This window comes from Streptomyces sp. R-74717 (assembly GCF_047305335.1).
Taxonomy (GTDB): Bacteria; Actinomycetota; Actinomycetes; order Streptomycetales; family Streptomycetaceae; genus Streptomyces; species Streptomyces atratus.
On the sequence record NZ_CP102361.1, the window covers coordinates 6,840,631 to 6,852,873 of the forward strand.

11 protein-coding genes, 2 pseudogenes and 1 riboswitch are annotated in these 12,243 nt (G+C 72.0%); of the genes and pseudogenes, 4 read left to right on the plus strand and 9 right to left on the minus strand.

What is annotated here, in order from left to right; all coding sequences use genetic code 11:
- Window positions 1-13 precede the first annotated feature (13 nt).
- The 8 genes and pseudogenes from NRF20_RS31360 to NRF20_RS31395 form a co-directional block, all read right to left on the minus strand.
- Window positions 14-628: a hypothetical protein gene (locus NRF20_RS31360; protein WP_398631386.1), complete on the minus strand. Its 615-nt coding sequence runs from the start codon at window positions 626-628 to the stop codon at window positions 14-16.
- Window positions 629-894: 266 nt separating this feature from the next.
- Window positions 895-1,122 (minus strand): annotated as a pseudogene (locus tag NRF20_RS31365) (transglycosylase SLT domain-containing protein); the annotation flags it as partial.
- Window positions 1,123-1,180: 58 nt separating this feature from the next.
- Window positions 1,181-1,999 (minus strand): ECF transporter S component, encoded by an 819-nt coding sequence (locus NRF20_RS31370; RefSeq protein WP_398631387.1) that lies wholly within the window; start codon window positions 1,997-1,999, stop codon window positions 1,181-1,183.
- Entirely contained in the window at window positions 1,996-3,714 is a 1,719-nt protein-coding gene (locus tag NRF20_RS31375) for an ABC transporter ATP-binding protein (protein ID WP_413753714.1), read from the minus strand. The genes NRF20_RS31370 and NRF20_RS31375 overlap by 4 nt, the downstream gene beginning before the upstream one ends.
- On the minus strand, window positions 3,711-4,865 hold the full coding sequence (locus tag NRF20_RS31380; RefSeq protein ID WP_398631389.1) for an energy-coupling factor transporter transmembrane component T: 1,155 nt from the start codon (window positions 4,863-4,865) through the stop codon (window positions 3,711-3,713). The genes NRF20_RS31375 and NRF20_RS31380 overlap by 4 nt, the downstream gene beginning before the upstream one ends.
- Window positions 4,862-5,545: an SCO2322 family protein gene (locus NRF20_RS31385; RefSeq protein ID WP_413753715.1), complete on the minus strand. Its 684-nt coding sequence runs from the start codon at window positions 5,543-5,545 to the stop codon at window positions 4,862-4,864. Before NRF20_RS31385 ends, NRF20_RS31380 begins: the two co-directional genes overlap by 4 nt.
- A complete protein-coding gene (locus NRF20_RS31390) occupies window positions 5,542-6,816 on the minus strand; it encodes a prenyltransferase/squalene oxidase repeat-containing protein (protein WP_398631391.1) in 1,275 nt (424 codons plus the stop codon). The genes NRF20_RS31385 and NRF20_RS31390 overlap by 4 nt, the downstream gene beginning before the upstream one ends.
- Window positions 6,817-6,925: 109 nt before the next feature.
- A riboswitch (cobalamin riboswitch) is annotated at window positions 6,926-7,061 on the minus strand.
- A gap of 70 nt (window positions 7,062-7,131) precedes the next feature.
- The gene (locus NRF20_RS31395; protein ID WP_398631392.1) at window positions 7,132-8,211 is read right to left on the minus strand and encodes an MBL fold metallo-hydrolase; all 1,080 of its coding nucleotides are present in this window, start codon (window positions 8,209-8,211) and stop codon (window positions 7,132-7,134) included.
- Window positions 8,212-8,480: 269 nt separating this feature from the next.
- Between NRF20_RS31395 and NRF20_RS31400 the strand changes: the two genes are divergently transcribed.
- A complete protein-coding gene (locus NRF20_RS31400) occupies window positions 8,481-9,941 on the plus strand; it encodes an aldehyde dehydrogenase (RefSeq protein ID WP_398631393.1) in 1,461 nt (486 codons plus the stop codon).
- Window positions 9,941-10,174, plus strand: a complete 234-nt coding sequence (locus NRF20_RS31405) for a ferredoxin (RefSeq protein ID WP_398631394.1) — start codon at window positions 9,941-9,943, stop codon at window positions 10,172-10,174. Before NRF20_RS31400 ends, NRF20_RS31405 begins: the two co-directional genes overlap by 1 nt.
- A 136-nt stretch (window positions 10,175-10,310) precedes the next feature.
- Here NRF20_RS31405 and NRF20_RS31410 read toward each other — a convergent pair whose 3' ends face one another.
- Window positions 10,311-10,892: a hypothetical protein gene (locus NRF20_RS31410; RefSeq protein ID WP_413753716.1), complete on the minus strand. Its 582-nt coding sequence runs from the start codon at window positions 10,890-10,892 to the stop codon at window positions 10,311-10,313.
- Window positions 10,893-11,010: 118 nt separating this feature from the next.
- On the opposite strand from NRF20_RS31410, the pseudogene NRF20_RS31415 reads away from it, so the two are divergent.
- Both NRF20_RS31415 and NRF20_RS31420 read left to right on the plus strand, forming a co-directional pair.
- Window positions 11,011-11,268: pseudogene (locus tag NRF20_RS31415) on the plus strand (aldo/keto reductase); the annotation flags it as partial.
- A gap of 108 nt (window positions 11,269-11,376) precedes the next feature.
- Window positions 11,377-12,219, plus strand: coding sequence for a 3-hydroxybutyrate dehydrogenase (locus NRF20_RS31420; RefSeq protein ID WP_413753717.1), 843 nt, complete (start codon window positions 11,377-11,379; stop codon window positions 12,217-12,219).
- Window positions 12,220-12,243 lie beyond the last annotated feature (24 nt).

Sequence of the window (12,243 nt, forward strand, 5' to 3'; positions counted from 1 at the left end):
CGGGTGCGCCCGCTCAGTACGGCACGTGGGTGGGGAAGGTGGTGGTGGGGCCGAACAGTGCGGCGTATCCGTCCTCGTGCTGGCGGCGGTGCCGCCCGGACCGGCTCACCTCGGCGACCGGGGTCGCGAGCGTGAGCAGTCCGTCGTTGGCGAGCTCCTGTACGCGCATCAGCAGTGCCCGTACGTCCAGACCGAGTTCGGCGGCGACCGTCTGCACGTCGAGGCCGGACTCCCAGCTCCACAGCAGCACGGAGTCCATGCTGGGCGACCAGACGACCGTGTTCTCCATCTCGACGGGCGGCAAAGGAGGAGGGGGTGAGGCCGGGGCCGGCGGTGGCGTGTCCAGCGGCGGAACGATCACCTCTTCGCGCGGGTGAGGCACGGGGATCTCGGGTGCGGGTTCGGCCGGTGCTTCCCTCGTCGCTTGCGGGGGCTGGCTCAGGAGCTCCTGGGCAAGGGACCGGGCGTCACCGCGGCCCACCGTGCGTCGTGCTAATCGCACTTCGCGTTCGTTGAGGCCCATCATGTCTGCGATCGAGCCGTCGTCGCCGACTGTGACGGCGAAGGCCGCAAGCGTCCTGCTCCGCTCCGCCTGCGCCTCGTCCAGTAGCGCCTGCGCCAGACGCATGCGTTCGTCGCTGGCGCAGAATGCTTCCGCCAGTACGGCGTTCCGATCCCAGAAGTCTCGAGGTTCCACGTACGTGACAACGCTCCGGCGGCTGACGGGAACGGACACCCGAGCAAAATGCGCCTAAATGGACCAACGGGTTATTAAGCTGGCCAAGTTATATGAAGTAGACCGTTGGCCATGTGTTGACCTGCGTCAGGGTGTGGCGAAGGCCCAGACCGGTGGCGGATTCGAGGGGCCTTCGTGCGAGCTCAGCGGGTGTCGGCTCAGTACCAGTGGTTGGCCTGCCAGAACGACCAGGCGCCGCACGGGCTGCTGTAGCGGGAGTTCATGTAGTCCATGCCCCACTTGATCCGGGTCTTGGCGTTGGTCTTCCAGTCGGAGCCGGCGGAGGCCATCTTCGAGCCGGGCAGGGCCTGGACGAGGCCATAGGCGCCGGACGAGGCGTTGGTCGCGCTGGGGTTCCAGCCGCTCTCGTGCTGGACGATGTTCGTGCCGAGTGGGTGCGGCTACTACCCCGCCTCGTGGAGCATCAAGGCCCTGTGGGAGGCCTCACGTGCCGGGGGCGTCGAATGTGACCTGGGCCTCGAAGGCGGCGCGGCGGGTGGCCCGGCGCAGCGCCTTCAGCAGCGTCGCGCCGATGGTGAGGGTCAGCACCAGGGTGAGCACGGCCCGGCCCAGGTCCCAGCCGAGCGAAGTGGCCATGCAGTACGCGAGGAAGCGGACCAGGTTCTCCGGCAGCGGGTCACCCGGCTGGAAGGAGATCCCCGAACCGAGTCCGGGCACGATCGTCCAGCCGTACAGGTTCATCACCGTGCCGTACGCGAACGACGCCACGAACCCGTACGCCGCGAGCATCAGGAGCTCGGCCCGCCCGCGCAGCCGGTCCGGGCCCGGCAGCAGGCCCGCGCCCATCGCGAACCAGCCCATCGACAGCATCTGGAACGGCATCCACGGGCCCACCCCACCGGTGAGCAGCGCGGACGCGAACATCGTCACCGAGCCGAGCACGAAGCCGAAGCCGGGCCCGAGCACCCGGCCGCTCAGCACCATCAGGAAGAACATCGGTTCCAGCCCCGCCGTGCCCGCGCCCAGCGGGCGCAGCGCGGCGCCGACCGCGGCCAGCACCCCCAGCATCGCCACCGCCTTCGCGTCGAGACCGGAGTCCGCGATCATCGCGACGACCACGCCGACCAGCAGCGGCAGCAGCGCGGCGAACAGCCACGGCGCGTCCTGGGAATGCGCCAGACCGGAGTCCGCACCGGCCAGCAGCGGCCAGCCGAACGCGACCACACCGATCGCACTGACGAGGACGAGCGCGGCGATCGCACGCGGCCCGAGACGTACCGGCCGTGTCCGGCGCCCGCTCATGACGTGGCTCCCAGCGCGCCGCGCACCTGCGTCACGGTCAGCCACTCCTGCGGGGCGAGGATCTTCGCGGTCTGCGGAGCGAACGCCGGGGAGGAGACCACCACCTGCCGGGTCTCCCCGTCCGCGACGCTCTCCCCGTCGGCGAGTATCACCACCCGGTGCGCCAGCTCGGCGGCGAGTTCCACATCGTGCGTGGCCAGGACGATCGCATGCCCCTCGGCCGCGAGAGTGCGCAGCACCCCTACCAGTCGGGCCTTCGCCGCGTAGTCCAGCCCGCGGGTCGGCTCGTCCAGGAGCAGCAGCGGGGGCCTCGCGGTGAGCACGACGGCCAGGGCGAGCGCGAGGCGCTGCCCCTCGGAGAGATCGCGGGGGTGTGTGTCGTCCGGCACACCGGGCAGCAGTTCGGAGACCAGGGCCCGACAGCTGCCCGCTGCGGCGCCCGCGTCGGCGTCGGCCGCGGCGCACTCGGCGGCGACCGTGTCCGCGTACAGCAGATCGCGTGGTTCCTGCGGTACGAGGCCGACCCGGCGCACCATCTCGCGCGGCTGCGTACGGTGCGGGGTCCGGCCCCCGACGAGGACGGTGCCCGCGGTGGGCTCGACCATGCCGACGAGCGCGGCCAGCAGGGTGGACTTGCCCGCACCGTTGCGGCCCATCAGGGCGACGGTCTCGCCGGCGGCGACGGTGAGCGTCACCCGGCGCAGCGCCTCGACTCGCCCACGCCGTACACCGAGACGCTCGACCCGGGCCGTGGCATCGGCGACGGGCTCGGAAGCGGCGGTGGTGGTCCGTGCGCCGCGGCCCAGCAGCCGGGCGAGGGCGCCGCGCCGCGCGGGGGCGGCGGGCAGCGGGGCCACGGTTGCACCGGCCGGTGCGGGCGACGGGGCGGGCGGCTGTGCCTGCGCCAGCCGCTCGCGCAGGCCCGCCGCCCGGCGCCGGGCATCGCGGACCGAGAGCGGCAGCGGCTCCCACCCCGCCAGCCGGCCCAGCGCGACGACCGGCGGGTGGACCGGGGAGACGGCCATGATGTCCGCGGGCGCGCCCATGACCGGTGCGACGCCCGGCGACGGCAGCAGGACGACCTGGTCCGCGTACTGCACCACCCGCTCCAGCCGGTGCTCCGCCATCAGGACCGTCGTACCGAGGTCGTGCACCAGCCGTTGCAGCACGGCGAGGACCTCCTCGGCCGCCGCCGGGTCCAGCGCGGACGTCGGCTCGTCGAGGACCAGGACCTTCGGGTGCGGGGTGAGGACCGAGCCGATCGCCACCCGCTGCTGCTGCCCGCCGGAGAGCGTGGCGATCGGCCGGTCGCGCAGCCCGGCCAGGCCCAGCAGATCGAGGGTCTCCTCGACCCGCCGCCGCATCACATCGGGGGCGAGGCCCAGCGACTCCATCCCGTACGCCAGCTCGTCCTCGACCGTGTCGGTGACGAAGTGGGAGAGCGGGTCCTGGCCCACCGTGCCGACCAGATCGGCGAGTTCGCGTGGTTTGTGAGTACGCGTGTCACGGCCGTCGACCGTGACCCGGCCGCTCAGCGTGCCGCCGGTGAAGTGCGGTACGAGACCGGACACGGCGCCCAGCAGCGTCGACTTCCCGACCCCGGACGGACCGACGAGCAGTACCAACTCGCCCTCGGGAATGGTCAGATCGACCCCGGAGAGGGTGGGGCGCTCCGTCCCCTCGTACTGCACCGAGACGTGCTCGAACCGGATCACTGGCTCTCCTTGGAGTTCGGGGCGCCCACCGGGGGCGGCACGGGCGCCACCACCGCGGGCAGCAGCCCGATCAGCACCGCCGCCGCGGGCCACAACGGAAGCACCGGTGCGACCAGCGGTACGACCCCGGGGTGCAGCGCCTCCCCGTCGACACCGCCCGCCCAGATCATCGCCACGGCCACGGCGACCCCCGAACCCGCCACCAGCCAGGCGCGCACACCCCACCGGTCGGGCCGGTAGCGGGTACGGACCGAGCGGGCCCCGCCGAGCCGCAGCCCGGCCATCGCGGCGACGAGCCCGGCGATCAGCAGCGGCAGGCCGTACACCGCACCCTGCGCGGCCAGCAGACCGTACGTACCCGCGCACACCCCGAGCAGCCCGCCGAGCGTGAGGACGTTCGTGGTGTGCCGGACGGCGGGCGGGACCTGTGCGGTGCGCCCGTATCCGCGCGCGTCCATCGAGGCCGCCACCGCGACCGACCGCTCCAACGCGCCCTCCAGGACCGGCAGTCCGATCTGGAGGACCGCCTTGATGCCACCGGTCGGACGGCCCCGCAGCCGCCGCGCGGTGCGCAGCCGCACCACATCGGCGACCATGTTCGGCGCGAACGTCATCGTGACGACGACGGCGACCCCCGCCTCGTACAGCGCACCCGGCAGCGACTTCAGCAGCCGGGCCGGGTTGGCGAGCGAGTTCGCCGCACCGACGCAGATCAGCAAGGTGGCCAGCTTCGCCCCGTCGTACAGCGCGAAGACCAGCTGTTCGGCGGTGACCCGGCCACCGATCCTGACACCCTTCGCCCAGTCGGGCAGCGGCACTTCGGGGAGTGTGAACACCGTATGCGTACCGGGGATCGGCGAACCGAGAAAGACGGAGAAGACCAGCCGCACACCGACGACGAACAGCCCGATCCTGATGAACGCTCCGTACGAACGGGCCCACGGCGCATCCGTACGGCGCGCCGCGACCACATAGCCCGCCACCCCCACCAACAGGCCGAGCAGCAGTGGATTGGTGGTCCGGGACGCGGCGGTGGCGAGGCCGAGCGCCCACAGCCACCAGGCCCCGGCGGGCAGGGCGTTGCTCCGGGTCGCCCCGGGGGCGCGCAGTGGGCGGCGCGGCCGGGCCGGGCGGGTGGTCGAGGCGGTCATCCGCGGCGGCGGCGGGCCTGCACGACTGCGGCTGTGCCGAGGAGAAGAACGGCACCGGCCCCGACCAGCACCCCGACGGACGGTCCGCCGCCGGAGCCGCCGGAGTCCCCGTCGGCGGCGGAATCGGCCGGGGACGCGGATGCGGACGCGGCAGGCGCCTGGTGACCGTCGTCCGAGACCTGTTCGCCGCAGCCCGAGGCCGGATAGCCGGATATGGCACAGAGCAGCGCGTCGCTGCTGTAGCGCAGCGGTTTGGCCACCGAGGCGAGCGCCTCCGCGGTGCTCGCGTCCGGGGCGACCCGTGCGCACGCGGTGCGCAGCGCGGGCGGAGTCTCGCCGGCCGGGGCGTCCGCCGCCGTGCCCGGGTCGATGACCAGCGCGACCCGCTTGGTGCCGTCCTCGGCCGGGGTGTCCGCGCAGATCTCCGTAAAGCCGGGGGAGCGGCGCGGCTTCGCCGAGTCCTGGGAGTCCTCGCTCACCGAGAACCGGAAGCCCTGCACCGCGCCGTCGTCCGGCCGGACCAGGGACGGGCCCTGGGTGGCATACGTCCAGCCGGTGCCGGAGCCCTCCCAGAACGACCAGTACCGGTACCCGGCCGCCTGAGCCGTCCCCGCGCCGAGCACGGCCAGGACGGCGCCCAGGATCACCAGGAGAGCGGCGGCCCTTCCCGCCCGCCTCACAGCTGCTGGTTCTTCCGGCGGCCGCTGATCAGGAAGCCGGCGCCCGCACCGACGACGAGGCCGATGCCGACGTACCACCACACGCCGCCGATCACGTCGTCCCCGCTGTGGACCTGGTCCTTCTCCGTGGCCACGTACCCGGTGTCGGCGGACGGGTCGGGCGTCGTGACGGCCGCGGGGGCGGGACCGGTCGCGTTCAGCTTGTCGATCAGGTTGACGCCGCCGAAGTCGCGGGCGTCGGCACCGGTCGCGTGGGCGGCGAGGGCGAGCTGCGCGTAGGCGGCGGGACCGTTCTGCTCGGCCCAGGCCGCGGAGTTCTTCTTCAGCCAGGTCACGGCCTTGGCCGCCTTGTCCTGGTGGCCCGCGGCCGACAGCGCGACGACCGCGTCCGCGGTGTTGCCGAAGTCGGGCTGCGGGGTGGAGTCGGCGGCGCCGGGCATCGGCGCCAGGTTGAGGTGACCGCTGGTCGCGAGGGTGTCCGCGAGGAAGTGGGCGCCGTTCTGGGCGGCCTGCTCGGGCGTGAGACCGGACCCCGGGTGGCAGTTGGGCGCCTTGACCGCGGCGTTGTCCCCGACGGCCAGGCCCTTGCCCATCGTGCCGAGCACGGCGGCCGCGGTGGCGTCCGCGTTGGCGGCGAGCTTCCCGGCCTTGTCGGGCTGGTAGGCGAAGGCGCCGCCGTCCTTGCCGCCGCACGGGATCGCGAGCCCCAGCAGTGCGTCGTAGGGGGTCTTGCCGCCCGGGGTCGTGATGTCCCCGATCCGCTGGCCCTGCCGGGCAAGGGCGCCGATCACCAGCGAGGTGGAGTTGGCGTCACTGGGGCTGCCCGCGGTGTAACCCCAGCCGCCGTCCTCGTTCTGTACGGACTTCAGCCAGCGCACAGAGTTGTTCACGATGTCCCGGTGCCCGCCCACCTCGACGAGCGCCTGGACGGCGGCCGCGGTGGCATTGGTGTCCAGCACGGTCTTCTCGGCGCACGGCTGGGAGACATCGGGCCGGTACGCGGCGTAGGCGCCGTTGCCGCACTGCTGGGCGATCAGCCAGTCCACCGACTTCGTGGCGGGCGTGACGCCCTCGACCCGCTGGGCGAGGAAGGCCAGCGACTGCCGCCAGACACCGTCGTACGTGGGGTCCTTCGTCCCGTACAGCCCGGAAGGCAGTGCGACGGACGGCGAGGGCGACGGGGACGGCGCTGCGACCGCGACCGGGGCAGCGGCCGCACAGAGCACGGTGGCGGTGACGGCGAGCGTTGCTGCGCTGCGGCGTACGGTCATGGCGGGCGGGGCCTCTCCTGCGGGGGGGAACCGGGCACAGGCACGCTCACGCACCAGGCTCCGGCTCCGTATACCTCGACGGTGCCGACCACCGGGGTTCCGGTGGTGCGAGCCGGTCACGACCGCGGACAGGGCATTCCGACTCACCGTCTCCTACGACGGTTCACGGCTGCGTGGTCAGTGCCGGATTTGCACCGGCTTCCCCCTGAACGGGCATGATGACGACTCGCACACTCTACCGGGCGGGTTCGGACGGCCTCCGAGCCGGGAGGAGCGCCGACGCCCGTCCTCCCTCCCGCCGGGGCGGGAGCCCCGTCACACCGCGATGTACATCACCGGCTCGCTCCCCGCCACCGCCTCCGCGCGCCCCAGCTTCACCAGCCGCCGCAGATGCGCCTCCGCCTCCGAGACGGCGATGCTCCGCGAGCCGTGCGGGATCTGCGCCCAGGGCCGGTTCCACTCCATCCGCTCGGCCAGCTGCCACGGCGTCAGCGGGGCGGCCAGCAGTTTGAGCAGGCCGGTCAGCCGCTCCTCGTGATGGTCCAGGAGTTCCTGGACGCGGCCTGCGGCATCCGCGAACGCGTACTGATGGGCGGGCAGCACCTCGGCGACCCCGAGCCTGCCGATGTGCTCCAACGAGTCGAGGTAGTCGCCAAGGGGGTCTCCCCTGCTCGAACGCAGCTGAGAGCTTGGGGAAGGGTCGGTGACCGTGGCGTCGTCCCGGTCCTCGTACAGCCCGATGTGCGGGCTGATCCCCGGCAGCAGATGATCCCCGGAGAAGAGCCGGCCACGGCCCGGCAGATTCCTCGGATGCTCCTCCTCCAGGTGCAGGCAGACATGGCCGGGCGTGTGCCCCGGCGTCCAGATGGCCCGCAGCTTGCGGCCTGCCAGACCGAGGAGTTCACCGGGAACGATCTCCCGGTCCGGAAGCGCAGCCCGCAGCCCGGGCAGCGTGCGCATCCGGCCCCTCTCGGCCGCGGCCGCCCGCAACGGCGCGAGATGCTCCTCGGGTGCACCGACCGCGCTGAGCTTCGCCGAGAGATACGTCAGCCAGGTGCCCGGCCGGGACTCACGGGTCCGCCGCACGATCGCGGTGTCCGCCGCATGCATGGCGATCCAGGCCCCGGACGCCTCGCGCACCTGCCCGGAGAGGCCGTGGTGGTCCGGGTGATGGTGGGTGATGACCACACCGTGGATGTCGCCGATATCCACACCGGTGGCGGCGAGCCCGTCGGTGAGCGTGTCCCACGCCTCCGGATCGTCCCAGCCCGTATCGATCAGGACCGGTCCGCGATCGGTGTCGAGAACATGCACAAGAGTGTGGCCGAGCGGATTGTCAGGGATGGGGACCTTGATGCTGTGTACGCCTCCGCCGTGGTCGGTCACCTGCGTCATGGGCTCCCCATCTCTCTCCGCGGCCTGGTCGGCGTACCGGACGTACGGCTGTGCGGTGCACCGCGCCCACTGTAACGAGAACTTGTTTCAGTAGTAGCCCCAGTCGACCATCTATTCGTTCGAGGACCCTCCTCGGTCGGGCGGCGGCCCGGACCGATCGGCCGACGGCCCGGGTGGGCGCTGTCGCAGCCGTGGACTCCTGGAACTGGAACTGGTATCAGTTCTGACACAGAGTCAGGTATCGTGCCGGGTCGCGGGAGGCAGCAGCCATGACCGAGCTTGTCGAACACGGAAAACTGTTCATCGGCGGGGAGTTGGTCGATCCGCTGGGCCGGGATGTCATCGAGGTCATCTCCCCGCACACCGAACAGGTCATCGGACGGGTGCCGCACGCCTGCGAGGGGGACGTGGACCGGGCTGTCGCCGCCGCCCGGCGGGCCTTCGACGAGGGGCCCTGGCCGCGGGCGTCCCTCGACGAGCGGATCGAGGTGATCACCCGGATCAAGGACGCGTTCGCCGTGCGGTACGAGGAGATCGCCCGGGTCATCAGCTCGGAGAACGGCACCCCGTACACGTCCGGTGTCATGGTGCAGGCGCTTGCCGCGATGATGGTGTGGGACGCGGCGATCACCGTCGCCCGCGGCTTCCCGTACGAGGAGCGGCGGGACGGGGTGCTCGGGCCGCTGCTGGTGCGCCGGGAGCCGGTGGGAGTGGTCGCGGCCGTGGTGCCGTGGAACGTTCCGCAGTTCACCGCCGCCGCCAAGCTCGCGCCCGCGCTGCTGGCCGGCTGCTCCGCCGTGCTCAAGGTCTCGCCCGAATCCCCGCTGGACGCCTACATCCTGGCCGAGATCGCCGCCGAGGCCGGGCTGCCGGAGGGGGTGCTGTCGATCCTTCCGGCCGACCGTGAGGTCAGCGAGTACCTGGTCGGGCATCCGGGCGTCGACAAGGTGTCGTTCACCGGGTCCGTGGCCGCGGGGCGCCGGGTGATGGAGGTCGCCTCCCGCAACCTCACCCGCGTCACGCTGGAGCTGGGCGGGAAGTCCGCCGCCGTGATCCTCCCCGACGCCGATCTGGACGCGGCCGTCGCGGGCATCGTCCCCTTCGCCTGGATGATCAACGGCCAGGCGTGCGTGGCCCAGACCCGCATCCTCGTCCCGCGCTCCCGCTACGACGAGATGGCCGAGGCGTTCGCCGCCGCGGCGGGTGCGCTGAAGGTCGGCGACCCGCTCGACCCCGCCACCGAACTCGGCCCCCTCGTCGCGCAGCGCCAGCAGCGGCGCTCGCTCGACTACATCCGGATCGGCCAGGACGAGGGCGCCAAGATCCTTACCGGCGGCGGTCGTCCGGCGTCCCAGGAACGGGGCTGGTACGTCGAGCCGACCCTCTTCGGCGACGTCGACAACTCCATGCGCATCGCCCGCGAGGAGATCTTCGGCCCCGTCATCTGCCTCCTGCCGTACGGCGACGAGGCCGAGGCCGTACGGATCGCCAACGACTCCGACTACGGGCTCAGCGGCAGCGTCTGGACCGCCGACACCGAACGCGGCATCGACATCGCCCGCCGGGTCAGGACGGGCACGTACAGCGTGAACACCTTCAGCCTCGACATGCTCGGCCCGTTCGGCGGCTACAAGAACTCCGGTCTGGGACGGGAGTTCGGCCCCGAGGGATACGCCGAGTTCTTCGAGCACAAGATGATCCATCTGCCGGCCGGATACGAGGGGGCGTGATGAGGGACCGCTGGGCCGTGGAGGTCGACCGAGGGGTCTGCATCGGCTCCGGGATGTGCGTGAACCATGCCCCGGGCGGATTCGCGCTGGATTCCGCCCGGCAGTCCCACCCGGCAGCCCCGGAGACCGACGCCAACGAGAAGGTCCTCGCCGCGGCCGAGGGATGCCCGGTCGAGGCGATCACGATCACGCTGACCGGATCGGGGGAGGTCGTCTTCCCGCCGGAGGAGTAGGCGCAGGAGCGGACGGGGGCGGCGACGGTCGGAAGTCGATCCGTGTCCGACACCGGGAACGGGGCGACAGTCGATGTCGTGTCCACGACTCAGGGGAAGCCCCCGGAGAGAGGCGTGGCCTGGTGCTGGAGGCCGTTCATGGCGTGGGTGCCGGTGGCGTGGGCGTGATGGTCACCTGGTTGCCGTCCGGGCCGACGTGGACCGTGACGGCGTTCGGCAGGTGCACGTTGGCGGCGGAGAGGTACACGGTGTCCGAGGCCGGGTCGAAGTAGAGCTGGGCGGAGTCGGCGCGCACCAAGGTCTCGTCGAGCACTCTGCTGTGGACCCACTGCGCCCCCGCCGGTGCGAAATCGGCGAGTTCGGCGGGAATGGAGATGCCTTCGGGCTCGGCCCCGACGACCGCCGGCTGCATCTGCGTGGACGCCGTCAGGACGGCCACCGAGCCGGGGTCGAGCTTCATGAGGGCGCTGATGTAGTAGTCCGTGGGGCCGGGCACTCGGCTGTCCGCGCCGGGGGCCTTCTGCTGCCAGTGCGCCGAGACGATCCGACCGAGCTTCGGTAGGCGCTTGGCCAGCGGCTCGGTGTCAGTGTGAATCTCGGGGGTCTTTGAGGCCTCGGCCTTCACGTCGGCAGCGGGTCTGATCGCGCAGCCGGTGGCCACAGTTGCCGCCAGCAGGAGCGCGCTTGCCCGTACAAGAGATCTTTTACGGTCCGTCACTGCTTCTCCCACCTCGCTCAGGGTCTGCTATTCCATCACGCGGCCTGTGAGGGCCAACCGGTGCGCTTGCAGAGCCTGATGATCAAAGAGGCGTGGTCTCAGGCCGTGCACCCGCTGCTACGTCCGTGCGGACAAGCCGCTGGGCCCGGAGTTCGACCACCCGGGCACCACCGCCCGGCAGGCGGCGCTTCGGGCGGTGGCCGAGGAGACCGGGGCGACCGTCAACCAGGTGGTCCTGGCCTGGCTCATCGGCGGCCAGGTTCCGTTCGTCCCGCTGGTCGGCGCCTCCTCGGTCGCGCAGCTGGACGAGAGCCTGGCCGCGGTGGACCTGGAGCCGGCCGCGGAGCAGCGGGCGGCGCTGGATGCGGCCCGCTGACGGCCCGGGACCGGACCCGCACCATGTACGCCGCCACCATGCCGACGTGCGACGGTGTGTGCACCGACCCCGTGTGACGGGGGCTTCGGTCTCCTTACGGTGACGACCATGGAGACTCCTCAGAGCCCGGAGCACGGGCCCGCCCCACAGGCCGCCCCGCCCACCGTCCCGCCGCCCGCCGCAGGTCCCTCGCCGTCGACCGCGGACCGGCTCCTCGCCGGACGCACCGCCCTGGTGACCGGTGCCGCCAGCGGTATCGGGCGGGCCTGCGCACAGGTCCTGGCCGCCGCGGGCGCCCATGTCCATGTGGTGGACAAGGCCGCAGGCGCCGCGAAGAGCCTGGCGGAGGCGATCGGCGGGACGGCGTGGGTGGTCGATCTCTCCGTCCCCGACGCAGTGGACACGCTGCCTGCCGACGTGGACGTCGTGGTCAACAACGCAGGGCTCCAGCACGTCGCCCCGGTGCACGAATTCCCCCCGGACCGCTTCGCGCTGATCCAGCGCGTCATGGTGGAGGCCCCGTTCCGCATCTTGCGCCGGACCCTGCCGGGCATGTACGAACGCGGCTGGGGACGCGTCGTCAACATCTCGTCCGTGCACGGCCTGCGGGCCAGCCCCTACAAATCGGCCTATGTGATGGCAAAGCACGCACTGGAGGGACTCAGTAAGGTGGTCGCGCTCGAAGCGGCGGAGCACGGGGTGACGAGCAACTGCGTCAGCCCCGGGTACGTACGCACCCCCCTGGTCGAGAACCAGATCGCGGACCAGGCCCGTACGCACGGCATCTCCGAGGAGGAGGTGGTGGGCCGGGTCATGCTGGAACGCAGCGCGATCAAGCGCCTGATCGAACCCGACGACGTCGCCGAGGCCGTGCTGTGGCTCTGCGGACCGCGTACCGCGCACATCACCGGCACCTCGCTCTCCATGGACGGCGGCTGGACCGCCAACTGATCCCCGACCCCTACGAACGATGGC